Annotated in this window: 21 protein-coding genes; 13 read left to right on the top strand and 8 right to left on the bottom strand. The window is 70.2% G+C overall.

Annotated features, from left to right (window positions below):
* Positions 1–133: 133 nt before the first annotated feature.
* Positions 134–1075, top strand: coding sequence for an amidohydrolase family protein (locus K1T34_RS30375; RefSeq protein WP_220238187.1), 942 nt, complete (start codon positions 134–136; stop codon positions 1073–1075).
* Here the strand turns inward: K1T34_RS30375 and K1T34_RS30380 are convergent, their stop codons facing one another.
* The 3 genes from K1T34_RS30380 to K1T34_RS30390 form a co-directional block, all read right to left on the bottom strand.
* Positions 1076–2689 (bottom strand): succinic semialdehyde dehydrogenase, encoded by a 1614-nt coding sequence (locus K1T34_RS30380; RefSeq protein ID WP_220238188.1) that lies wholly within the window; start codon positions 2687–2689, stop codon positions 1076–1078.
* Positions 2690–2770: 81 nt separating this feature from the next.
* Positions 2771–3550, bottom strand: coding sequence for a DUF4064 domain-containing protein (locus K1T34_RS30385; RefSeq protein WP_220238189.1), 780 nt, complete (start codon positions 3548–3550; stop codon positions 2771–2773).
* Between the two features lie 103 nt (positions 3551–3653).
* Positions 3654–4265: a TetR/AcrR family transcriptional regulator gene (locus tag K1T34_RS30390; RefSeq protein WP_220238190.1), complete on the bottom strand. Its 612-nt coding sequence runs from the start codon at positions 4263–4265 to the stop codon at positions 3654–3656.
* A gap of 100 nt (positions 4266–4365) precedes the next feature.
* Between K1T34_RS30390 and K1T34_RS30395 the strand changes: the two genes are divergently transcribed.
* Positions 4366–5517, top strand: coding sequence for an acyl-CoA dehydrogenase family protein (locus K1T34_RS30395; protein ID WP_220238191.1), 1152 nt, complete (start codon positions 4366–4368; stop codon positions 5515–5517).
* Positions 5518–5549: 32 nt separating this feature from the next.
* Positions 5550–6686 carry a CaiB/BaiF CoA-transferase family protein gene (locus K1T34_RS30400; protein WP_220238192.1) on the top strand — a complete coding sequence of 379 codons (1137 nt, stop codon included), beginning with the start codon at positions 5550–5552 and terminating at the stop codon, positions 6684–6686.
* Positions 6687–6731: 45 nt separating this feature from the next.
* Here the strand turns inward: K1T34_RS30400 and K1T34_RS30405 are convergent, their stop codons facing one another.
* Entirely contained in the window at positions 6732–7250 is a 519-nt protein-coding gene (locus tag K1T34_RS30405; protein WP_220238193.1) for a GNAT family N-acetyltransferase, read from the bottom strand.
* 173 nt (positions 7251–7423) lie between these two features.
* Here K1T34_RS30405 and K1T34_RS30410 point away from each other — a divergent pair, with 173 nt between their 5' ends.
* The 5 genes from K1T34_RS30410 to K1T34_RS30430 all read left to right on the top strand — a co-directional run bounded on the left by K1T34_RS30410 (position 7424) and on the right by K1T34_RS30430 (position 10347).
* Complete coding sequence (locus K1T34_RS30410; RefSeq protein WP_220238194.1) at positions 7424–7591, top strand: hypothetical protein; 168 nt, start codon at positions 7424–7426, stop codon at positions 7589–7591.
* 317 nt (positions 7592–7908) lie between these two features.
* Positions 7909–8391 carry a helix-turn-helix transcriptional regulator gene (locus K1T34_RS30415; RefSeq protein WP_220238195.1) on the top strand — a complete coding sequence of 161 codons (483 nt, stop codon included), beginning with the start codon at positions 7909–7911 and terminating at the stop codon, positions 8389–8391.
* Positions 8392–8514: 123 nt separating this feature from the next.
* The gene (locus tag K1T34_RS30420) at positions 8515–9411 is read left to right on the top strand and encodes a lytic transglycosylase domain-containing protein (protein WP_220238196.1); all 897 of its coding nucleotides are present in this window, start codon (positions 8515–8517) and stop codon (positions 9409–9411) included.
* Positions 9412–9556: 145 nt separating this feature from the next.
* Positions 9557–9967, top strand: coding sequence for a hypothetical protein (locus K1T34_RS30425; protein WP_255637680.1), 411 nt, complete (start codon positions 9557–9559; stop codon positions 9965–9967).
* A 29-nt stretch (positions 9968–9996) separates the two neighbouring features.
* Positions 9997–10347 carry a DUF3817 domain-containing protein gene (locus K1T34_RS30430; protein WP_220238197.1) on the top strand — a complete coding sequence of 117 codons (351 nt, stop codon included), beginning with the start codon at positions 9997–9999 and terminating at the stop codon, positions 10345–10347.
* 11 nt (positions 10348–10358) lie between these two features.
* Here the strand turns inward: K1T34_RS30430 and K1T34_RS30435 are convergent, their stop codons facing one another.
* Positions 10359–11792, bottom strand: a complete 1434-nt coding sequence (locus K1T34_RS30435; protein WP_370643848.1) for an MFS transporter — start codon at positions 11790–11792, stop codon at positions 10359–10361.
* A gap of 157 nt (positions 11793–11949) precedes the next feature.
* Between K1T34_RS30435 and K1T34_RS30440 the strand changes: the two genes are divergently transcribed.
* Both K1T34_RS30440 and K1T34_RS30445 read left to right on the top strand, forming a co-directional pair.
* Positions 11950–12513, top strand: coding sequence for a TetR/AcrR family transcriptional regulator (locus K1T34_RS30440; protein ID WP_220238198.1), 564 nt, complete (start codon positions 11950–11952; stop codon positions 12511–12513).
* Positions 12514–12705: 192 nt separating this feature from the next.
* The gene (locus K1T34_RS30445; RefSeq protein ID WP_220238199.1) at positions 12706–13179 is read left to right on the top strand and encodes a hypothetical protein; all 474 of its coding nucleotides are present in this window, start codon (positions 12706–12708) and stop codon (positions 13177–13179) included.
* A gap of 127 nt (positions 13180–13306) precedes the next feature.
* Here K1T34_RS30445 and K1T34_RS30450 read toward each other — a convergent pair whose 3' ends face one another.
* Complete coding sequence (locus tag K1T34_RS30450) at positions 13307–13678, bottom strand: hypothetical protein (protein WP_220238200.1); 372 nt, start codon at positions 13676–13678, stop codon at positions 13307–13309.
* Positions 13679–13767: 89 nt separating this feature from the next.
* On the opposite strand from K1T34_RS30450, the gene K1T34_RS30455 reads away from it, so the two are divergent.
* Positions 13768–15276, top strand: a complete 1509-nt coding sequence (locus K1T34_RS30455; protein WP_220238201.1) for a DUF2079 domain-containing protein — start codon at positions 13768–13770, stop codon at positions 15274–15276.
* Between the two features lie 72 nt (positions 15277–15348).
* Here the strand turns inward: K1T34_RS30455 and K1T34_RS30460 are convergent, their stop codons facing one another.
* Both K1T34_RS30460 and K1T34_RS30465 read right to left on the bottom strand, forming a co-directional pair.
* Entirely contained in the window at positions 15349–16947 is a 1599-nt protein-coding gene (locus tag K1T34_RS30460; protein ID WP_220238202.1) for a cation acetate symporter, read from the bottom strand.
* Entirely contained in the window at positions 16944–17372 is a 429-nt protein-coding gene (locus tag K1T34_RS30465) for a DUF485 domain-containing protein (protein ID WP_220238203.1), read from the bottom strand. The genes K1T34_RS30460 and K1T34_RS30465 overlap by 4 nt, the downstream gene beginning before the upstream one ends.
* A gap of 979 nt (positions 17373–18351) precedes the next feature.
* Here K1T34_RS30465 and K1T34_RS30470 point away from each other — a divergent pair.
* Both K1T34_RS30470 and K1T34_RS30475 read left to right on the top strand, forming a co-directional pair.
* Complete coding sequence (locus K1T34_RS30470; RefSeq protein ID WP_220238204.1) at positions 18352–22428, top strand: nitrate- and nitrite sensing domain-containing protein; 4077 nt, start codon at positions 18352–18354, stop codon at positions 22426–22428.
* A complete protein-coding gene (locus K1T34_RS30475) occupies positions 22425–22877 on the top strand; it encodes a roadblock/LC7 domain-containing protein (protein ID WP_220238205.1) in 453 nt (150 codons plus the stop codon). Before K1T34_RS30470 ends, K1T34_RS30475 begins: the two co-directional genes overlap by 4 nt.
* The last annotated feature ends 2 nt before the right edge of the window (positions 22878–22879 follow it).

The following is a 22879-nucleotide window of genomic DNA, read 5'->3' on the forward strand; positions in this document are numbered from 1 at the left end:
CCGGTTCGCGGTGGTTGTCTGCTGCGAGCTTCGGTCGCCGACTCCTCGCCGGGACCCGCCGCGTGCCGAACCCGTCCGGCAGTGGTTGACTGGTGATCAAATAGCATGCTAACCACGTCGGGAGGAGCCAGGGATGCGCGTCGACGTGCACGCTCACCTGTGGAGCGAGGCGTACCTGGACCTGTTGTCCCGCTCGGGCAACGAGAAGGCGACCGCGCAGGGCCGGCTCGGTGCGGGGGCGACCGCGGCGGAGCTCGATTCGCGGTTCGAGCAGATGGCGACGGCGGGCATCGACCTTCAGGTGCTTTCGACCACGCCCGCGCCGCCGCACTTCGAAGACGAGAAGGCCGCCGTGGCGGCCGCGCGGTTCGTCAACGATGACTATGCCGAACTCGTCCGGCAGCACCCCGATCGGTTCAAAGCGTTCGCCTCCCTGCCGCTTCCGCACACCGGCGCGGCGCTCGGCGAGCTCACCCGCGCGCTCGACGAGCTGGGTTTCCTGGGCGCCGCCGTCACCACGTCGGTGCTGGGCCGCACGCTCGGCGACCCGGCGTTCCTGCCCGTCTACGAAGAGCTCGACCGGCGCGGCAGCGTCCTGTTCGTGCACCCCGCCGGCGTCGGCGCCGAGTCGCCGCTGATCGGGCCGGAACTCACGTGGCAGATCGGCGCGCCGATCGAGGACACCGTCGCCGTGCTGCACCTGATCGTCGCCGGGATCCCGAGCCGTTTCCCGCGTATGAAGATCATCCTGCCCCACCTCGGCGGCGCGCTGCCGATGCTGCTGCCCCGCATCGACCGCCAGAACCCTTGGGAGGCGCCGGAAACCCCGGAAAAGCCGAGCCTCGCCGCGCGCCGGATCTTCTACGACACCGTCGGGCACAACCACGTGCCGGCGCTGCGCCTCGCGGCCGAAACGCTCGGCGCCGACCGCCTGGTGCTCGGCACCGACTTCCCGTACCAGAAGGGCGACGGGTTCACCGAGGCCGTCACCTACGTCGAACGCTCCGGCCTGCCCTCAGCTGACATCGCCGCGATCCTCGACCGCACGGCCGTGGAGCTCCTCGGCCTCGGCTGATCACCGCCAGGGCAGGTGCCGCAGCAGCTTCATGCTCGACGTCATCAGCCGCGCCCACACCGCGCCCGGCACCCGGCGCGGCGGCCGCAATGCCAGCCCGCGCTGCACGGCGATCGACTGCGCCTCGGTGTACTTCAGTAGCCCGTCGGCGCCGTTGCGGCGGCCGACGCCGGAGTCCTTCATCCCGCCCATCGGCACGCCGACGCTGCCGAACGTCGCCGCGTAGCCCTCGTTGACGTTCACCGTCCCGGCCTTCAGCCGGGCCGCGACCTCCCAGCCGGCGCGGCCGTTGCGCGACCAGACGCTGGCGTTGAGGCCGAAGGCGGTGTCGTTGGCGCGCTCGATGGCGTCGGTGACGTCGGTGTAGCCGTAGATCGACACCACGGGCCCGAAGGTTTCCTGGGCAAACGGCACCATGTCCGGCGTGACGTCGGTGAGCACGGTCGGCTCGTAGAACAGCGGACCGAGGTCCGGCCGCGCCCGCCCGCCGGTGAGCACGCGCGCGCCCTTGGCCCGCGCGTCCTCGACGTGTGCCGACACGGTTTCGAGCTGGCTCGGCGACGTCAACGACCCCATCTGCGGGCCGAAGCCCAGCTCACCGCCCAGCTTCAGCGCGGCCGTGCGCGCCACGAAGGCGCGGGTGAACTCGTCGCGGACGCTTTCGTGCACGTAGATCCGCTCCACAGAGACGCACAGCTGCCCGGCGGAGGAGAAGCACGCGGTGACCGCGCCCGTCGCGGCCTTGGCGACGTCGGCGTCCGGCAGCACGATCATCGGGTTCTTGCCGCCGAGCTCGAGCGAGTAGCTGGTGAGCCGGGCCGCGATCTGCGTCGCCAGGTCCTTGCCGGTCGGCGTGGAACCGGTGAAACAGAGGTAGTCGCACTCTTCGAGCAGCGCCAGGCCGACCTGCGAGCCGCGGCCGAGCACCACCTGCCACAGCCCGTCCGGCAGCCCCGCTTCGGACGCGAGCTCCTGCAGCCACAACGCGGAAAGCGCCGTCTGGTTGTCCGGCTTCTGCACCACGGCGTTGCCCGCCGCGAGCGCCGGGAACACGTCCATCGCGGTGAGCGCCACCGGGTAGTTCCAGGGCGAGATGATGGCGACGACACCCTTGGGGTGGCGCAGCTCGCCCGCCTTCGTCAGCACGGGGATCACCCCGGCCGCGCGCTTCGGCGCCAGGATCTTCGCGCTGTGCTTGCCGTAGTAGGCCGCCACCAGCGCGGCCGCGCTCACCTCGTCGAACGCGTCGAGCCGCGCCTTGCCGGCCTCCACCTGGACGAGGTCGAGCGCTTCGGCCTGGCGGGCGAGGATCAGGTCGTGCAGGCGCACGAGGAACCGCTGGCGCTGCGCGACCGGCCGGGCCGCCCACTCGTGCTGGGCCGTGCGCGCGGTCGCGAACGCCGCGCGCACGTCGGCGTCGGTGGCCTGGGGGATCGTGGTGATCGGCAGCCCGGTGAACGGCGCCGTCATGCGGATCGGCGCGGAGTCCGCACCGCCGGTCACGCGGGCGACGAGCCGGGCCGCGCGCGCCGCCGTCGGCGCTCCCGCGACACCCCCGATCGTCGCGGGCAGGGCCGTCTCGCCGCTGAGGTTCGCCGGTGTCGTGCTGGTCATGCCGTCTCCGTTCAGACCGGTGTTACCGACGAGTACAGCATACCGACGGTACGGCGGTCGAGCGGGAAATCTGAATAAGATTCACATATCGTAGTCGTCGCGGTGCTTGCCCGGCGGCTCGACGCCCGGCGCGGGCTGAACGTCCTGCGGCGGGAACGGCGGGGAAGTCGGCTCCGCGCCGGGCTCGGATTCCGGTGGAAGCTCGCCCTGCGCGGGCGGATCGGCCCAGGACTGCGCGGGTGCCGGGTCGGTGAGCGAGTAGATCACCGGTTGGTCGTTCACCGGCGGGTAGTAGTACGGCTGCGGTGTCCACGGCGCGGTCCAGCGGCCGCCGCCGAACGCGGCGAGCGCCAGCACCAGCACGGCGATCACGGCACCGCCGAGCATCACCCAGAACCCGGTGCCGGTGGTGTAGTGGGCGACGACGACGGAGGTTCGCTGCTCGAAGCTGAGGCTGGCCGACACGTCCATGCCCGTGGTCCACACCGCCGCGACCAGGCCCGCGCTGCCGGCGATCAGCAGGATTCGCGCGGCGGCGCGGGCGCGCGTGAACACGAGCACGGCGCCGATGAGCAGCACCACGGCCGCCACCGTGATCGGGATGCCGAACCTCGCGACGTGGCTGACCCCGAACAGGTCCTGCTCCGACTGCGGAGCCGTTTCGACGTCCCGGGCCCACGCGCTGACGGAGAATGAGCTCTGCAACCGGCCGTTCACCGTCACGCTGGACGCCGCCGCCGGCAGGAACGTGCCCGCCACCGTGAGAGCGGCCGAGAACACCCCGAGGATCCCGGCGAGCAGCCGCGAGACCGCGCCCGGCTCGGCGACGGGTGGCGGCGGGTACTGCGGCACGCTGGTCATCGGGGGCTCCTTCGCCTGCTCAAAGGGCATCTGCGATTCCACCACGAAGAACCCCGTCGCGCTAAGGGGCGGCGTGATCCTGCCACCGGTCGGCCCCGGGATCTCAGGGCTGCGAGTACATCAGCACCGCGATCCGCTTCCACTCCTGCAGCAGCTTGCGGCGCCGGTTCGGGTCGCCGCCCAGCTCGGCGTCGAGGGCGAGACCGCGGGTGAGGTTCACGGTGAGCCAGAACAGCGTCTCCGCGCGTTCTTTCGGGAGGTCACCCGCCACTTGGCTCACGTGCGCCAGCGTCGCGCGGCCCAGCGCCCGGTCCACGGGCCGGATCGCCGCCCGCAGCTCCGGGTCGGTGCGCGCGGCCACCCACAGCTCGGTAACGGCCGTGGAGAGCGTGCCCGAGTAGCCCGCCCACAGCAGGTCGATCGCGGCTTCGACGCCCGACGCGCCACCCGGCAGGTCTTGCAGCGACACGGCCAGCTGGGTGCGCAGCTTCGTGGTGAGGTGCTCGACGGCGGCCGCCATCAGCTCGGCCTTCGTGGCGAAGTGGTGCTGCACCGCGCCCTTCGACACGCCCGCCCGGGCGCAGATCTCCTGCATCGACGCGCGGGCGTACCCGATGTCCACCAGGCACTCGACGGTCGCGTCGAGGAGGGCCGTGCGCGTCTGCTCCCGGCGCTGCGCCTGGGTGCGGTGCGCCTTGGCCGTGGCCTCGGTCATTCGCCTCTCCCGCTTTACGTGCCGGACTGCGCGGATGTACATTCCGAACAGAACTTACCTTCCACGCGTAATGTTTTCCAGCTTCGCAGGAGGCGTCGCCGTGCCGTTGCAGATCCAGAAGAGCTCGTGGAGCACCACCGAACTCGAAGACCTCAGGGAGCTCGCCCGGTCGTTCCTGCAGAAGGAGCTCGTGCCGCACCAGGAGCGATGGGCGGCGGAGAAGAAGCTCGACCGCGAGGTTTGGACGAAGGCCGGTGAAGTCGGCCTGCTGTGCCTGTCGATCCCCGAGGAGTACGGCGGTGGCGGCGGCACGTTCGCCCACGAGGCAGTGCTGTATGAGGAGCAGGCCCGTTCCGGGGACAACGCGTGGGGCGTGACCGTCCACAACGGAATCGTGGCGCACTACCTGCTGTCGTACGCGTCGGAGGAACGCAAGCGTGAGTGGCTGCCGAAGCTCGCCAGCGGCGAGTTCGTGGGCGCCATCGCGATGACCGAGCCGGGCACGGGTTCGGACCTGCAGAGCATCAAGACCCGCGCGGTGCGCGACGGCGACCACTACGTGATCAACGGCGCGAAGACGTTCATCACCAACGGTTTCCACTCCGACCTCGTGGTGGTCGCGTGCAAGACCGACCCGGACGCGGGCGCGCAGGGCGTGTCGCTGATCGTGGTCGAGACGGACACGCCGGGCTTCCGCCGCGGCCGCGTGCTCGACAAGGTGGGCCTCAAGGGGCAGGACACCGCGGAGCTGTTCTTCGACGACGTGCGCGTGCCCGTCGCCAACCTGCTCGGCGACGCCGAGGGCCAGGGCTTCGTCCAGCTGATGCTGCAGCTGCCGCAGGAGCGGCTCATCATCGCCGTGACCGCGGTGGCCGGGCTCGAGGCGGCCGTGAACCTCACGATCGACTACACCAAGGAGCGCACGGCGTTCGGCCGGCCGATCTTCGGCTTCCAGAACACCAAGTTCAAGCTCGCCGAGGCCGCGACGGAGGCGGCGGTGTCGCGCGCGTTCCTCGACCAGTGCATCGAACGCCACCTCAAGGGCGAGCTCGACGTGCAGGGCGCGGCGATGGCGAAGCTGTGGACGACCGAGCGCGTGAACAAGGTCGTCGACGAGTGCGTGCAGCTGTTCGGCGGCTACGGCTACATGACCGAATACCCGATCGCGCGCGCCTGGGCCGACGTCCGGATTTCGCGGATCTTCGGCGGCACCAGCGAGATCATGAAGGAGATCATCTCCCGCACGCTCTGAGATTTTTCGCCTCGACGAAAGGACTTTCCGCCGTGAAAGCCGGACCACTGGGCGGGCTGAAGGTGGTGGAGCTGGCCGGGCTCGCGCCCGCGCCGTTCGCCTGCATGATCCTCGCCGACCTCGGCGCCGACGTCGTGCGTGTGGACCGCGCGACGCCGGGCGCCGACGTGCTCGGCATCCCGAACGACCCGCTGGCGCGCGGCCGGCGCTCGATCGGCGTGAACACCAAGACGCCCGAGGGCATCGAGGTGGTGCTCAAGCTTGCCGAGCAGGCCGACGTGCTGATCGAGGGCTTCCGCCCCGGCGTCGCGGAACGCATGGGGCTCGGGCCTTCGGTGGTCCACGCGCGCAACCCGCGGCTCGTCTACGGGCGCATGACGGGCTGGGGCCAGGACGGCCCGCTCGCGCAGGCGGCCGGGCACGACATCAACTACGTCGGCATCGCCGGCGCGCTCGACCCCATCGGGCGCGCCGGCGAACGGCCGGTGCCGCCGCTCAACCTCGTCGGCGACTTCGGCGGCGGTGGGCTGATGCTCGCGATGGGCGTGCTCGCGGCGCTGCACGAGCGGACGTCCTCGGGACGCGGCCAGGTCGTCGACGCGTCCATGGTCGAGGGCGCGGCCCTGCTCACCACGAGCTTGCACGGCCTGCGCGCCGCCGGCGCGTGGTCCGGCGACCGCGGCGAGAACCTCCTCGACGGCGGCGCCCCGTTCTACGACACCTACGAGACCGCCGACGGCAAGTACGTCGCCATCGGCGCCATCGAGATGCGCTTCTGGGGCGACCTCGTGCAGGTGCTCGGCCTGGCGGACCCGCCGCCGCACCTGGACAAGACGCAGTGGCCGAAGCTGCGGGAGCTCATCGCCGACGCCGTCGGCAAGCACACGCGCGACGACCTCGTCGCCCGCGCCGAAGGCACCGACGCCTGCCTGACGCCGGTGCTCTCGCCGTGGGAAGCGTGGGCCCACCCGCAGAACGCGGCGCGCGGCACCTTCGTCGACATCGGCGGCACCGTCCAGCCCGCCCCGGCGCCGCGCTTCGACCGCACGCCGCCTTCGACGCCCCACGCGCCCCGCCAAGCGGGCACGGACACGGCGGACGTGCTGGCGGACCTCGGCCTCGCCGCCGCCGACTTGGCCGCCCTCCGCACGGCGGGCGCCATCGCCTGACGGACTACTCGGCGCAGGGTGAACCACGGGGGAGCGGGCCGCGTTTCAGCGCGGTTCGAGGTCCGAGCGGATCACCGAGTAGACGACGCTGTCGCGCCAGGCTCCGTCGCGGAAGCCGTAGCCGCGCAGGACGCCCTCGCGGGTGAAGCCGGCCTTCTCCAGCGAGCGTTGCTCGGCGCGGTTGTCCACGTCGGTGCTGGCCTCGACGCGGTTGAACTGCGTGTGCGCGAACAGGTAGCGCACCAGCAGGCGCTGCGCCTCGGTGCCGTGGCCGTGGCCGCGGGCTTCCGGGCGCAGCACGAGGCCCATGTTCCAGCAGTACGAACTGGGCCCCGAGCGGGAGCGGTGCCACGACAGGAGCCCGAGCACGGCGCCGCCGAGTGTCGGGACGAGGAGGCCGCCCTCGGTGGTGAGGACGGCGTTGTCGCGCCAGCGGCGGTGGAGGTAGCCGGCGTCGTGCCAGCCGAACCACTGGAACTCGCCCGCGGCGGCCGGGTCGTTGATCAGCGCCTCCAGGAGGTCGAGATCGGATTCGCGCACCGGGCGGAGCACCACGTCGTCCATCGCGGCAGCCTAGCGGGCGGCGCCGCGGCGCCGGCTCACTCGATCGGGCCGGGGTCACCCGGTCGTGACACGCGTCCCGCTGAGCGATTGCCGAGCGGGCCTCGCGGGCCCTTCGTCACTAGAGTGAGCGAGCACGAGCTGTCGTGAAGCCGGGGAGCGGATTGGATGGTGCCATGTCAGGCGGCGTGAAGAAGATCGTGGTCATCGGGGTTGTCGTCCTCGTGCTGTTCTTCCTGATCACCCAGCCCACCCAGTCGGCCAACCTCGTGCACCAGGTGCTCGGCTGGCTGCGCGACGGCGCCGAGGCCATCATCACGTTCTTCCAGACCCTGTTCGCATGATCACCGCAGGTCTCGTTACCCGCCGGTAATTACCCAGAGTAACGCGATTCTGGGATCCGGGCTGATCGCTCGACCATCCGGGTGGATTGCCCCCTAAAAGGGCCTGGTCAAGGAATTTGTGGCCCCTGGGGTATGGCGCAGAAAGCGGGCCCGGCCCTACGGTGCTCACATTGCGTGATCAGCCGGTTCTCCGGTCCCCCGGGAGCCGGGTCACAGCGGGTTTTTTCCGCTCGGTCACGCGCATTGGGTGCAAGTCGTGGACGCGCAACGGGGCAGGCGTCAGGGCCGGCCCGTCGGGGACCAATGAGGAGGCAGGGATGACCGGAGATCCCGGAGTGGACGCGTTGATCCGGCAGTGGGCCGCGGAGCGCGAGCAGACCGCCGAGGAGCAGGAGGTCAACCGCATCACGTCCGCCTGGCTGGCCGACGCGCCTCAGGCTCCGCCCGGCATCCCCGGTCAGCGCGCGCGGTCCGGTCCCTCGCGCTGGGCGCAGGTCGACGCCGCGGACCCCGGTTACCTCGACGCCATGCGGGTCCGGCTGCCGGAGGTCCCGGATGAGTTGCTCGTGGCCGCCGCCGGCTGGTGGCAGATGGTCGGCGACGTCGCCGAGGCCGAATTGTGGTGGGACGCCGGCATCAGCCCGCTCGACCAGCGGGCCCTCGACTACCGCGCGGCTGGCCTGCGGCCCTCGGACCTCAGCCGCCGGCTGGGCCCGATGACCGTGCTCCAGCACCTGCGTCGCGGCAGCGCCCCGGCCTGGTGCGTCGCGCGTCTCGCGCGGCAGCAGAAGTCCGCCTGAACCACCCTTTCGACACGGCCGGGTGAACCGGCGTGGCGGCAGCGATCCGAACTTGTCCGTAACGCTAACCTGCGCGGGCTCGTTGTGTGATCGACCGACCGCCACGCTGGAGGACCGGAGTTCGTGCCCCTCACCGGAAACGTCGACGGCGAGACCGCTGCCGAGACCACAGTCGAAGCCGCACCTGCCCGACGCCGTGCCCGAGGGGGCGCGGCCGTGGCGGTGCGGCTCGCGGTGGTTCTGGTGGTCCTCGCGGTGGCGGGTGGCGGCACGTGGCTCATCACGCGGGCGTCGGCACCGGTCGCGAGCCCGACCACGACGGACATCCCCGCGTTGAGCGTGAAGGCGGCCGACGTGCGGCCGGGCTCGATCGCTCCCGTCAGCGCCGTGGTCGCGGGTGGTGCCGACCAGCAGACCACCCCGCAGTCGGTGCACTCCACGGCCGACCCGCTCGACGACTGGGCCAAGAAAGTCGCCGCCGTCACCGGGGTGCCCGCGCGGGCGCTGCGTGCGTACGGCAACGCGGAGCTCGCGATGCGCTCGGCCGACCCGGGCTGCCGCATCTCGTGGGCCACGCTCGCCGGCATCGGCCGCATCGAGTCGAACCACGGCCAGTACGGCGGCGCTGTGCTCGGCGCCGACGGCCGCCCGTCCAAGCCGATCATCGGCGTCCCGCTCGACGGTTCGTCGGGCGTGCGCGCCATCAGTGACACCGACGGCGGCCGCTTCGACGGCGACGCCGTGGCCGACCGGGCCGTCGGCCCGATGCAGTTCATCCCCAGCACCTGGCGCAAGTGGGCGGCCGACGGCAACGGCGACGGTCTCGGCGACCCACAGCAGATCGACGACGCCGCGCTGGCCGCGGGGCGCTACCTCTGCGCGGGCGGGCGCGACATGGCCACGCCGTCGGGCTGGTGGTCGGGGATCCTGTCGTACAACAACTCCACGGAATACGCGCAGAAGGTCTTCGGCCTCGCCGACGGGTACGCGCAGTCGGCGAAGGCCGTGCGGGCCGGCTGAGACCCGTTCGTCCGAAATCCGGGCCGGCCCGCATTCCCGCTGGTGTGAAATCCGTGCGAACCGCGAGGTCACCGGCTGAGAGGCGGACCACGTGCGGGCCCGCCTCTCAGCTTCGGCCCCGGTTCCCAGTGCTAGCGTCAGGGCCGTGGCAGTGAACTCCGGCCCGGCCGTGTCCCCGCTCGGGCGCAGGCTCCTGATCGCCGCGACGTGCGTCGTGAGCCTGCTGCTGTGCTGCGGGCTGGCGTGGTGGCAGTGGGACCGGTTCACCTCCGCGAACGGCACGTTCCAGAACCTCGGCTACGTGCTGCAGTGGCCGCTGTTCGGGCTGTTCCCCGCGTTCATGTTCTGGCGGATCAAGAAGCTGCGCGAACGGGAAGAGACTCAAGGTGAGAGCGCCGAGGCCCAGGCCGAGCAGGCCCGGGTGACCGTGCCCGCGCCAAGAGTCTCGACGCCCGCGCGTACCCCGGCGCCCCGGCCCGTGGCCGAAGAGGACGACGAGCTCGCCGCGTACAACCGCTACCTGCGCGAGCTCAACGCCCGCGACCAGCAGGCCTGAACCATCACCTCGGAAGTGAGGACGAACCCATGACCACGAGCACCGACGGTGCGGCCCAGACCCGCCCGGCGCGACTGAACGGAGCCCTGGTGCGGTTCCGCACCACCGCGTGGATCACCGGTGTCGGCCTGCTCGTGCTGTGCGCGACGATGGTGATCGAGTACGGCTTCGGCAACGCCACGCCCGCCGCGGTGTACTCGCCGATCCACGGCGTCCTCTACATGATCTACCTGGCCTGCAGCATCGACCTCGCGATCAAGGCCCGCTGGTCGATCAAGAGCACGATCCTCGTACTGCTCGCGGGCTGTGTCCCGTTCGTCTCGTTCATCGTCGAACGCCGCGTGACGCACCGGGTGCATGCGGGCAAGGACATCTTCTAGGCCGGCATCTTCTATGCCGTCACGGCCTTCCCTCGTCGGAAGGTCAAGGCGACCCCGACGGTGAGGGCGGCCAGCCCGCTCGCCGCGAGGAACGCGGCCGTCATCCCGTCGACCAGCAACGGCGTGCCGGTTGCTCCGGAAGCCGCGGCCGAACGCGTCGCCGCGCCGAACACCGTCACCAGGATCCCGAGGCCGAGCGTGCTGCCGACCTGCTGCATGGTCTGCAGCACGCCACCCGCGGCCCCCGCGTCCTCGGCGGGCACGGTGGACATGATGATCACGTTGAGCGGCGAGAACGCCAGCCCGCCGCCGACGCCCATCAGCAGCAGTGGCCCGAGCAGTGATGCGACGTACCCGCTGTCCGGCGTCAGCACCGAGAGCCACGCAACGCCGGAGACCATCAGTACTGTGCCCGTCACGGCCAGCGGTTTCGGCCCGAAGCGCGCGAGCAGGCGCGGTATGAGCCGGCTGATCGTGAAGATCGACGCGGCCATCGGCAGGAACGCGAACCCGGTGGCCAGCGCGGCGAAGTGGCGCACGTCCTGCAGGAACTGCGTCAGGAAGAAGAACATCGACATCATCGCCATCGGCCCGAGGAAGAAGCTGGCGTAGGCGGCTGCGCGGTTGCGTTCGGCGAACAGCCACAGCGGGACCAGCGGATGGGCCACGCGCTGCTCCAGCAGCACGAAGGCGATCAGCAGCACCACCCCGGCCGTCAGCGTGGCCAGCGTGAGCGGCGCGCCCCAGCCGTCGGACGCGGCGTGGGTGAACGCCAGCACGAGCGACGCGACGCCGAACGTGCCCAGCACGGCCCCGGGCACGTCGAGGTGCGCGGTCCGGCGCGGCGGCGCGGGCACGAACCGCGGCGCGAGCACGGCGATGGCCAGCCCGAACGGCACGTTGATGAACAGCGCGGCCCGCCACGAGATCCACTCGGTCAGCAGACCGCCCACGATCAGGCCGATCGCGAACCCGCCGCTGGCGACGGCGGAGAACAGCGAAAGCGCGCGCACGCGGGCCTTGGCCTCGGTGAACGTGGTGGTGATCAGCGCGATCGTGCTCGGCCCGGCCATCGCGGCGCCGACGCCTTGGGCCACGCGCGCGGCGATCAGGAACCCGGCCGACGTGCTCAGCCCGCCGGCCAGCGACGCGAGCGTGAACACGGCCGTGCCCAGCACGAACATCCGGCGGCGGCCGAACAGGTCGCCGGCGCGTCCGCCGAGCAGCAGCAGGCCGCCGAACACGAGGCTGTAGGAGGTCATCACCCACGACAGGCCGGTGGCGGAAAAGCCCAGGTCGGACTGGATGCGGGGCAGCGCCACGTTCATCACGGTGGCGTCGAGCATCAGCATGAGCTGGCAGGTCAGCACGATGGCGAGGACGAGCCCGGACGCGGCGGTCCGGTGTCTCGGCCTAGGCTCGGTCGACGAGGTTCGCTCGGTCAACTCGGTCAAAGGAGGACTCCCCAGAGAGGGACGAAGTAAGTGGAGAAACTCTCCACTTGGTTGCGTCCGCGATAATATGGAGAGCGTCTCCGGTTCCGCAAGGGAATTCGGAGAATCTCTCCGTTTTCTGGGGAGCCGGGTGCGAGGAGGTGCGTGGATGACGGCGGAGGCAGCGCGGCCGATGCGGGCGGACGCGAAGCGGAACTACGACCGCATCGTCGCGACCGCGAAGGACGCCTTCGCGGAACACGGCGTCGACGTCCCGCTCGACGACATCGCCAAGCGTGCCGGCGTCGGCGCCGGCACGCTCTACCGCCACTTCCCGACGCGCGAGAAGCTGATGGAAGCCGTCTACCGCGACGAGATCGACCAGCTCGCCTCGCGCGCCGCCGTGCTCACCGCCGAGCTGCCGCCGTGGGAGGCGCTCCAGGCGTGGCTGGGGGAGCAGGTCGCGTACGTCATCGAGCGCCACGGCCTGGCCGCCCTGCTCAAGGCGTCGATCGACTCGGGCTCCGAGACGTTCCTCTGGTGCCAGACCCGCCTGCGCACCGCGTGCGGCGACCTGGTCGCCGCGGCCCAGGCCACCGGTGACGTCCGAGCCGACGTCTCGGGCATCGACGTCCTGCGCCTCGGCCACGGCATCGGCACGGCCGCGAAGAACGCCTCGGAGGAGGACGCGGCCCGCTTGATGAAGGTGATGATGGACGGCCTGCGCGGGTGAACTTCGCGCCCCGTAGTCGCATGGTTCGCGTTATCACCCATTCGATTCGTTGCCCTAATTCTTCCTTTCGATAGACTGGTTCCGAGGGCTCGGTGAGGGGCTTGACTTAATTCCATGACAGTCGTGCACTGTTCTCGGCTGTTTTACTTCTTGGCGCCCTGATTGGGTTGTTAATACCTGAGGTGGGGAGTCATGGTGTCTATCAAGCGAATCAGTTTGTTGTTGGCGGGTGCGCTGGTTGTTCTTTCCGTCAGTGTCGCGCCGGCCGGCGCCTCGGTCAAAGCCGCTCGAACTTCGATCTCGAAGGCGAGCCTGAAGCAGGTTGGATTCCGGGCCGACGTGGCCAAGGCTCACGGATTCGAGGTGGCAACCGACGTCAATGGCGTGCAATGTGTCGCGAGGGCTGACCGGAAGTCGGTGCAAACCTGTGTCGAGATGCCGGGTGACTGCGGCATGTCCTACATCGGAATCGAGAACCACGGCTTTCCGAGATCACTCAATGCGGTGACCGGCTTCGCGCTCAACGGGACTGTCGTGGGCGGCAACTGGGGGTCGACACTGGTGGATCAAGGCGGCGCCAGTGAGGTGAACTTCGACATCGGAACAGGTCAGAACCACTGGGACGGGCAGCGTGAAGTGCGAGGCCTGGCGCCTGGTCCCGCGTAATTCACGCTCGACACTCCCTACAGCAGTGTGCTGCTCAGCGACGGGCGTGTCTGCTTCTCCGGGGGCCCGCAGGCGGATGCCGTTGTCCTGTCATGATCCGCGTCTGCTGATAGCATGAATTTTATGTTCAGTGAAAACGGTGGGGGTCGACCGAGTGGGTCGACCCCCCACCCCACAGGAAAAGTTGACCGAATTCGGTGCGCCCGTCGTGGTCGCCGAACGCGTTGAGAATGCTGTGGATTCTTGGATCGGGCTGGACCGGATCGACGGTTTCCCGGTGTTTCTCGACGTGATCTATCGAGATCAAGCGCTTGCGCGAGTTCTTCAGGTTCGAAATGTGCGAGACCACGGTGCGGATGGTCCGCGCATAACATTCGGCAATGTCGCGCGGACGACGCTTTCGGAGTTTCTCCTGAACAATGATTACTTCGCTCGTCCGGGCGACGAGGATCGCATGCCGCAGCAGGCGCGCTCGCAGGAGTTCCTCCGAAATCTGCACGACGTTCAGCCCGAGTCGATGCAGGTGAATGTGGACGGTGTCGCAATAACGGGAAGTGCCGTCAGCGACAGGGGGTTCACGACGGTGGAATGGGCGGTGCCCACCGGACGGGTCATTGTCACCGGCGCGACAGACAGCATCCGAGGCTGCCGGTTTCTCACGATGCGAACGCCGGCCTGAGCCGGGAGGTGGAGTCCGAGGGGCTGGCTGCTGCGACGACGGGTTCGGCTTTGTCCTCCGCTTTCGCGACTGAAGGCTCAGCGACCCGGCCTCGTCTTGCCCGGCTGACACCGGTGCTCGTCGCTGCGGTGGGGTTCGCGGGGTATGCCGGCTGGGCCTTGCTCCGGCACGCCGAGTTCCAGACCGGAGGTTACGACCTCGGTATCTTCGAACAAGCCGTTCGGAGCTACACAGAGGGCAGATCGCCGGTCTCGGACTTGATCGCGCCGGGATATCTGTTGCCGGGCGACCACTTCCACCCCATCCTGGTCGTCTTGGTCCCGTTCTACGCACTATGGCGTGGGCCGGAAACCCTGCTGGTTGTTCAGTCCTTGCTGCTCGCCACGTCGGCAATCCCGGTCACCCGATGTGCGATCCGCCAATTGGGTCAGAGATGTGGGACGGTCACCGGGGTGGGGTACGTCCTCTCCTACGGGCTGCTGACGGCTGCGAGCTTCGACTTCCACGAGATCTGCTTCGCGGTGCCGCTCGTCGCCCTCTGTGGAGAACACCTGCTCTCGGGGCGGTGGAACGCGGCGGTGCTGTGCGCGCTGCCCCTGATTCTCGTCAAGGAAGATCTTCCGGTCACCGTCGCGGCCGTCGGCGTCTATCTCGTCCTGAAGCGTCGCTTGGTGCTCGGGAGTATGACCGTCCTCGTCGGCATCGGGACCAGCGCGTTGGTGGTGCTCGTCGTGCTGCCGGCGCTCAGCGCGTCCGGTCACTACGCGTTCGGCGACAAGTTCGACGCGGCTGCGCTCGGTGCCGGACTTCTCACGAAGGCAGTGACACTCCTGGTGCTGCTCGCACCGACAGCGTTGCTGGCTGTCTGCTCGCCGCTTGCGATCCTGGCTTTGCCGACACTCGCGTGGAGGTTCGCGTCCTCTGACACCCTCTACTGGCAAACCGGGTTCCACTACGACGCGGTCCTGGTGCCGATCATTTTCCTCGCCGCACTCGACGGTCTCGGCCGGCTACGCGCCCGGGCCCGGCTGCCGGTGATCACGTCCGGCCTCGTGCCGGTGTGTGCAAGCGCCATGGCAGCCTGGTCAGTGCTGCACCTCGTGCCGAAAGTACCTCAGCCGTTGTGGACCAGCGCTCAGATCCGGTTGGTGAACGACGCTCTCGCCCGGGTTCCGGACGGCGTCCTCGTCGCGGCGAGCAACCGTCTGGCGCCCCACTTGACGAACCGCGACACCGTCATGTTGTTTCCCCTGTCCGACCGCACTCGGCTACCGGAGTGGATCGTCGCGGCCAAGCCGTTCGTACCGTGGCCCGCGCCGGCAGCGCAGCAGCAACAACAGCTCACTCACTTGGCCGATGACGGCTACCGCGTTGTTGTCGACGACGGCGTGGTCGAGGTGCTGCGTCGCGCCGGGTGATCGCTGTCGTCCCAACAAGAAAAAGGGGCGAGCCCCATCCGGGACGCGCCCCCTCTCACCGCTGCAAGTCCGTCAAGACCCGATGCCGGTCAAGGACCGGACCTCCATCTCGGCGTGCTTGGCCTCGTCCGCCTTCGAGCGGCCGACCATCGTGCCGATGAAGCCGCACAGGAACGAGAACGGGATCGAGACCAGGCCCGGGTTCTTGAGCGGGAACCAGTGGAAGTCCACGCTCTTGAAGATCGAGTCGGCGGCGCCGGACACGACCGGGGAGAACAGCACCAGGATCAGGCACGCGGCGAGGCCGCCGTAGATGCTCCAGAGCGTGCCCGTGGTGTTGAACCGCTTCCAGAACAGCGAGTACAGCAGCGTCGACAGGTTGGCCGACGCGGCGACCGCCAGGGCGAGCGCCACGAGGAACGCGATGTTCTGGCCGTTGGCGAGGATGCCGCCGAGGATTGCCATCACGCCGACGACCAGGGCGGTCAGGCGCGCGACGCGGACCTCGTCGGCCGGTTCGGCCTCGCCGCGCTTGAAGATGTTCGCGTAGACGTCGTGGGCGAACGAGGCGGACGCGGTGATCGTCAGGCCCGCCACCACGGCGAGGATTGTGGCGAACGCGACGGCCGAGACGATGCCCAGCAGCAGCGTGCCGCCGATGTGCAGGGCCAGCAGTGGGGCCGCGGAGTTCTCGCCACCGGGTGCGGCCTTGATTTCGTCGGTGCCCACGAGCGCCGCGGCGCCGAAGCCGATCACCAGCGTGCACAGGTAGAACACGAACATGCAGACGGTGGCCCAGACCACCGAGCGGCGCGCTTCCCGCGAGTTGGGCACGGTGTAGAAGCGCATCAGCACGTGGGGCAGCGACGCGACGCCGAGCACGAGCGCGAGCGACAGCGACACGAAGTCCAGGCGCGTGGTGCCGCTGCCGCCGTATGAGCCGCCCGGCTCGAGCAGGCTGGTGCCCATCGGGCTGTTGTCCGTGGCCGCGGTGAGCAGGTTGGAGAAGTTGAAGCCGTACTTGCCCAGCAGGAACACGGTGATCAGCGTGGCGGCCACGAGCAGGATGCTCGCCTTGATGATCTGCACCCACGTGGTGCCCTTCATGCCGCCGACGAGCACGTAGACGACCATCACGAGGCCGACCACCCCGATGACCAGCGACTGGCCCAGCCGCGAGTGCACGTTGAGCAACAGCGCGACGAGACCGCCGGCGCCCGCCATCTGCGCGAGCATGTAGAAGAACGAGATCACGAGCGTCGAGGTGGCCGACGCCGCGCGTACCGGGCGCTGCTTCATCCGGAAGCTCAGCACGTCGCCCATCGTGAAGCGGCCGGTGTTGCGCAGCAGTTCGGCGATCAGCAGCAGGTCGACCAGCCACGCGACCAAGAAGCCGATGGAGTACAGGAAGCCGTCGTAGCCGTGGATCGCGATGGCGCCCGCGATGCCCAGGAACGATGCGGCGGACAGGAAGTCGCCCGAGAGCGCGATGCCGTTCTGCCGCCCGGTGAAGGCGCTGTCGGCCGCGTAGTAGTCGGCGGTGGTCTTCTTGCCGCGGTGGCCCGCGCGGTACACGACGAACAGGGTGATCGCGACGAACAGCGCGAACACCCCGGTGTTCACGAGCGGGTTGCTCGCCGGCACGCTCTCGGCGAGCTCGGTGGTGGTCACTGGCGGGTTCCTTCCGTCACGGCGGCCCGTTCCCTCAGCTCGGCGACCCGCGGGTCCACCTCCCGGTTCGCGAACCGGACGTAGACGAGCGTGATCAGCGCCGTGGTCACGAACTGCGCGAGGCCGAGCAGCATGCCCACGTTGACGAGCCCGAACACGCGGGTGCTCATGAAGCCGTTCGCGTACGCGGCCAGCACCACGTAGGTCAGGTACCAGACGAAGAAGCCGGCGCTCATCGGGAACACAAATCTGCGGAACCGCCGGCGCAGCGCGGTGAACTCGGGGCTGCGCTGGATGAGGTCGTAGTCGGGACCGCGCCGGGTCGACGGCGGCGGCTCCACGCCCTCGCGGGCGAACATGGCCGGCAGCTGTCCGGTCTCCTCGAGCGGGGTGCTCGCCGCGGGGGTGTTCGCGACGTTGTGCATGGCTGCCTCCGGCAACTTGCGTCCGTGGCGGTGGCCGGGTCGGGGCCTCTCGTTCGAGCGGCACCCGGTCTGCCCTTGCGGACTGGGAGGCGGCCATAGTAACGACGGCGTCTCGCCCGAGAAAAAGCCGGTTCTCCGGAAGGGTCTCCGGAATTCGTTTTCCGGCTGGAAATGTGCGAAAACGACACCTTCAATGAAGATCACGAACAGATCACTCGTAATAGTGAGAGCTTATGTCACGCCACGTTGTCGCAGCTGAGGAACGCTGCGGCAAATGGTTGAGTTGCGGACAATGATCGGACGAATACCGTGACACGGGGTAGTCAAAATGCGGGGCCGGCGCCCCGGTCCGGCGTCCCTCTGGTGGGGTCGGGGCGAGGATTCGCAGGCCGGTGACGGATCGCGAAAGAAATCACCGGGTCGGGCGGCGAGTTGCTGCCAGACCACAACATCGGGTTCATCTTTGGGGGTGGCCCACCCGATGGGGGCACGGAGCGTAGATCCTCTGAGAGATCCGACTACCCTGCGTGGGCTAATCGGGTGACCGCCGGACGCCGTGACCCGGAGCAACCGGTAACCGGAATTCCCTCTTCGGCCCCGCCCGGGGTCCAATCCCCGGCCCGCGGCCTGGGCCGAATCGACTTTTCCCAGGTCAGCCGTGCGAAGCGGAAGACAATATCCCCGGCCGGGATTGGTGTACGATTCTTTGGCCCAGCTGACCGCAGCGATCGATAGGCACAGACAAGTTGACCTCGACCACCGCCGTGCAGTACGCAACTTGCGCCGTGCACGTGCAAAGTCCCGGGAAGCAGCACGCCGGTGATCACGGTGCGAGGTCTGCACGGTCGTGTCCTCACGGGGTCGATCGCGCGGGTCGGCGGAATGCCGTGGACCATTCCGGGAGCACCGGAAGCCACCCACGAGCAGCCACGACGCGGGACAGGGAGTCACTTTCGTGACCGTTGCAGGAGATGGCCAGGTGCCCGTTGAGAAGCTGCTCGGCCGCCCGCCCCGGCGACCGAGCCGGTCCTCGGGCTGGCGAGCGGCGCTGCGCTGGCGTGACTGGAGCATTCCGGTCAAGCTCTCGGCGGTGACGCTGGTCCCCATCGTCCTCGCGCTGGTGCTGGGCATTACCGCGATCGTGGGACAGGTCAGCCGTTCGGATGACTACGAGCGGATCGACAAGCTGGTCGGCCTGAGCACCCAGCTGCGCAACCTCACCGACGGCCTGCAGAAGGAGCGCACGCTCACCGCGGCGCAGCTCACCGCGGGCACCGCAGGCGTCACGCCCGAGCTGAAAGCCGCCCGCGCGGCCACCGACGCCGCGGTCGAACCATTCATCACGGCGGCGAACCGCGTCGGCGGATCCGAGTCCAGTGTGTCCGGTGCCGTGAACTCGGCGACCGCGCAGGTCAACGAGATCGCTGTGATCCGCCAGCAGGTCGGCGCCGGTTTGCTCGACGCCGCCGAGGCGGTGGGCGACTACAACGCCGTGACCGGTGCCCTCATCGGCGCTGACACCGCGGTGGCCGCCGGTGCCAGCGCCGACGCGCTCGGTGGCACGGCGAACGCCCTGCACGACCTCGAGGCCGCCAAGGAACAGGTCTCGGTCAGCCAGGCGCTGGTGTCCTACGGCATCGACCAGCACACGCTGGAAGCGCAGCAGCTCAGCGACGTCCGCGACGCCGAACTGCGTTACGACGACCGCATCGACGACTTCAACGCGGCCTCCACCGCGCCGCAGCGCCAGGACCTCGAGAGCACGCTCAAGCCCGACACCGCCTACGACCGCAAGCGCATGGTCGGCATCGTCCTCGGGGAGCAGGGCCCCACGAGCGACCAGGGGCTGTCGCAGGTCCAGTCGCAGGAGTGGAACAACGCGTCCAACGCGGTGGTCGGCCAGCTCTCCGAGGTCGGCAACCGCATGAGCGCCGACGCCACGGCCGCGTCCGCCGCGCTGGTCGAGGACGCCAGCAGCAGCGCAGGTCTGCTCGCGGTGCTGCTGTTCGCCGCGATGGTCGCCGCCGCGGCCGTCGTCTTCCTCATCACGCGCCAGATCCTGCGGTCGCTGAGGACGCTGCGCCGCAGCGCGCTCGACGTCGCGGAGAAGGACCTGCCCGCCGCGGTCCGCAACATCCAGGAGGGCCGCGCGCAGAGCGTCGAGGTCGAGCCGGTGCCCGTGCGGGCGGCCGACGAGATCGGCGAGGTGGCGCGCGCGTTCGAGAAGGTGCACAGCCAGGCGCTGCGGCTCGCGACCGAGCAGGCCGCGATGCGCGCGGGCTACAGCAGTGTGTTCGTCAACCTCTCGCGCCGCAGCCAGAGTCTCGTGCAGCGCCAGCTGCAGTTGATCGAGCGGCTGGAGCGCGACGAGGAGGACGCCGACCAGCTCGCCACGCTCTTCCAGCTCGACCACCTCGCCACCCGGATGCGGCGCAACAACGAGAACCTGATGGTCCTCTCCGGCGCCGAGCCGGGCCGCCGCTCGGGTCAGCCCGTGGCCGCGCACGACGTGCTGCGCGCCGCCGTGTCGGAGATCGAGCAGTACCAACGGGTCTCGGTGCAGCAACCGCCGGCGGTGAAGATCGTCGGGTTCGCCGCGAGCGACGTCCAGCGCCTCGTCGCGGAGCTGCTCGACAACGCCACCGCGTTCTCCGCGCCGGAGACGCAGGTGACCGTGGCGACGCGCCTGGCCGACGACGGCTCGCTCAACGTCGACATCCTCGACAAGGGCATCGGCATGAACGAGTACGAGGTGGTCGAGGCCAACGGCCGCCTCACCGAGGCCGGCTCGGTCGACCTCGCGACCTCGCGCCGCATGGGCCTGTTCGTGGTCGGCCGCCTCGCCGGGCGCCACCGCATCGGCGTCTCGCTGCACGGTGGCAAGGACATCGTCGGCGTGCGGGCCACCGTGGTGGTCCCGCCTGAGCTGGTCATGACCGGTGCCGCGCTGGAGAACCCGCCGCAGCAGGCCGGTCCGTTCGGTAGCGTCGCCGCGCCGCCCGCGAGCCCCGGCGGCCTGCCGCGCCGCCAGCGCCCGGTCAACGGCTCGGCGCGCCCGGCCGTGGACCGCCCGCTCGTGCCGCAGCAGCCGAACCAGGGGGCCGACGAGCAGCAGCTGTGGCCCTCGGCGAGCGACCTCGCGGGGTTCGCCAACGGTCACACCGTCGACCCGGGCGTGCGCCCGCCGTCGAACCTCGAGATCTCCGGGACCGCGCTGTTCAGCCCGATTCCGCGCGACGACGCGCCGCCGGCCAAGCCGCCGCTGCCGCAGCTGCCGCAGATCGTCGACGTGCCGCCGCCGCGTCCGGAGCCCGAGCCCGAAGCGCGCCCGGAGCCCGCCGACGAGCGCGCACGCGAGCTCCCCTCCGGCAAGGACCTGTTCTCCGCCAACGGAACCACCCTGAGCGAGTGGTGGAACGAGGCGGCGCAGAAGGTGTCGGAGGTGCCGCCGCCCACGGCCGCCGAGACGACGATCGAGAACACGCCGATCTTCGACGAGATGCTCTCGGTCTGGTTCCGCTCGCCCGCGCCGCCCGCGGACGAGCCGCCGGCCAAGACCGGTACAGACCAGCCCGCGGCCGAGCCGGTCGCGAAGCCCGGCGAGTCCGGCGAGTCCAGTGCGGACACCGACGACAAGGCCGGCGCGAAGACCGAGCCGAAGCCGGGGGAGCAGCCGCCGGCCGACGTGGCGAAGCCGGAGCCCGGCGTCGCCCCGGTGACCACGCCGGAGCAGGACGAGCGCAACTGGGACTTCGCGAGCGACGAGAACTGGCGCACCGTCCAGGCCGCCTCGCAGGTCGAGCCCACCGCGTTCACGAAGGCGGGCCTGCCGCGCCGCCGTCGGGGCGAGCAGCTCATGCCGGGCAGTGCGACGCCGGACCAGCTGCCCGCCGCGGAGTCGGCCACGCCGGGCCTGCCGGTGCGCGACCCGGCCGACGTCCGTGGTCGCCTCACCAGCTTCCAGCGCGGGGTGAACCGTGGCCGGCAGCAGGTCCGCGACGGGGTCGTCGATCCGGTCGCCGAACAGCAGGGTCTGGGCGCCACGGCGCTCAACCGCCTCGAGGGCGAGCCCGGCACCGGGTTCGCGGCCCCCGGTTTCGGCCCGGCCGCCGAGCAGGCCGGCGAGACCCCGGCGGACCGCCCGGGCGTCGCGTACGCGTTCGGCATCGGTGGTCCGGACCAGCAGGGTCCGGTGGGAGACAACGAGATCACGGCCGAGTACCCCGGTTTCGTCGGTGCCCTCGACGCGGCGGTGGCCGCGGCGGACGCCGCCGAGCAGGCCGAGCAGACCGGGCAGACCGGGCAGACTGGGCAATCCACTGAGGCCGTGACCGACCGCCCGGCCGTCGCGAACGTTTTCGGTGCGGCCCAGGCGGAAACGCCCGCGGCCGAGCGCGAGCAGGACGACGAGACCCGGCCGGACCGTCACGGCGTCGCGAGCGCGTTCGGCGCGGCCCGCACCGCTCAGCCCGAGCCCGCGGTGGACCAGCCGGTGCCGCCCGCGTTCGACCCGCAGGGCGGGTGGCCGACCCCGAGCGAGACCAACGGCAATGGCAGCAACGGCAATGGCACGGCCACCCGCCCGTCGCCCACCCCGCGCCCGACGCGTCGCCCCGAAGGCGAGGTGCCCGGCCGCCCCGCGGCGCCCGAGGCCCTGCCCACCCGGCGGCCCGCCGCCAGCAACCTGCCGCCCGGACCGCCGGCCGTCGACCCGGGCCAGGTGCCCGCCGCGGTGGCGAACCTGGAGGCCGCCGCGGCCGGGACACCCGCCACGGAGTGGGCTTTCGGGTCCGACGAGGGCTGGCGGACGGTCCAATCGGTGTCCCAGTCGACGCCCTCTTCGTTCACTTCGGCAGGATTGCCCCGGCGTCGCCGCGGGGAGCAGTTGCTCCCCGGGAGCGCTCCGCCGCCCGCCGGAGCGGCGAACCCTCGTCCGACCCGCGACGCGCACGACGTGCGTGGCCGCCTGAGCAGTTTCCAACAGGGCATCCAGCGCGGCCGGCACCGCACTGGGCAGGCCACTGAGACCAACCACGAAACACTGGAGGGTGAATGACCTCGCCGAGTACGGCTCAGCCGCAGCAGAACCAGTTCGGCTGGCTGGTCAACGACTTCGCCGAACGGGTCCCGGGTGTGGCGCACGCCGTGGTGGTGTCGGCCGACGGGCTCCTCCTCACGGCCTCCAACCGCCTGCCGCTCGACCGCGCCGACCAGCTCGCCGCCGTCGCCTCCGGGCTCGTGAGCCTCACCCAGGGCGCGGCCCGCTGCTTCGAGGCGGGCGCGGTGAACGAGACCGTGGTCGAGATGGAGCTCGGCATCATGGTGCTGATGTCCATCAGCGACGGATCTTGCCTCGCGATCCTCGCGGCGCCAAACTGCGACATCGGCCAGGTGGCCTACGAGATGACGATGCTCGTGGACCGCGTCGGGCAGATCCTGACCCCCGAACTCCGTGCGCAGCTGCAGGGCGCGGGTGGGTCGCTGATCGGTGAACCGGTGGGATGATT

This window comes from Amycolatopsis sp. DSM 110486, from assembly GCF_019468465.1.
In the GTDB taxonomy this organism is placed as follows: domain Bacteria; phylum Actinomycetota; class Actinomycetes; order Mycobacteriales; family Pseudonocardiaceae; genus Amycolatopsis.

Bases quoted from the DNA above. Each gene is read 5' to 3' on its own strand.
- K1T34_RS30375 (WP_220238187.1), top strand. From the start codon at position 134: ATGCGCGTCGACGTGCACGCTCACCTGTGGAGCGAGGCGTACCTGGAC.
- K1T34_RS30380 (WP_220238188.1), bottom strand. From the start codon at position 2,689: ATGACCAGCACGACACCGGCGAACCTCAGCGGCGAGACGGCCCTGCCC.
- K1T34_RS30385 (WP_220238189.1), bottom strand. From the start codon at position 3,550: ATGACCAGCGTGCCGCAGTACCCGCCGCCACCCGTCGCCGAGCCGGGC.
- K1T34_RS30390 (WP_220238190.1), bottom strand. From the start codon at position 4,265: ATGACCGAGGCCACGGCCAAGGCGCACCGCACCCAGGCGCAGCGCCGG.
- K1T34_RS30405 (WP_220238193.1), bottom strand. From the start codon at position 7,250: ATGGACGACGTGGTGCTCCGCCCGGTGCGCGAATCCGATCTCGACCTC.
- K1T34_RS30410 (WP_220238194.1), top strand. From the start codon at position 7,424: ATGTCAGGCGGCGTGAAGAAGATCGTGGTCATCGGGGTTGTCGTCCTC.
- K1T34_RS30415 (WP_220238195.1), top strand. From the start codon at position 7,909: ATGACCGGAGATCCCGGAGTGGACGCGTTGATCCGGCAGTGGGCCGCG.
- K1T34_RS30430 (WP_220238197.1), top strand. From the start codon at position 9,997: ATGACCACGAGCACCGACGGTGCGGCCCAGACCCGCCCGGCGCGACTG.
- K1T34_RS30440 (WP_220238198.1), top strand. From the start codon at position 11,950: ATGACGGCGGAGGCAGCGCGGCCGATGCGGGCGGACGCGAAGCGGAAC.
- K1T34_RS30445 (WP_220238199.1), top strand. From the start codon at position 12,706: ATGGTGTCTATCAAGCGAATCAGTTTGTTGTTGGCGGGTGCGCTGGTT.
- K1T34_RS30455 (WP_220238201.1), top strand. From the start codon at position 13,768: ATGGGCGGTGCCCACCGGACGGGTCATTGTCACCGGCGCGACAGACAG.
- K1T34_RS30465 (WP_220238203.1), bottom strand. From the start codon at position 17,372: ATGCACAACGTCGCGAACACCCCCGCGGCGAGCACCCCGCTCGAGGAG.
- K1T34_RS30475 (WP_220238205.1), top strand. From the start codon at position 22,425: ATGACCTCGCCGAGTACGGCTCAGCCGCAGCAGAACCAGTTCGGCTGG.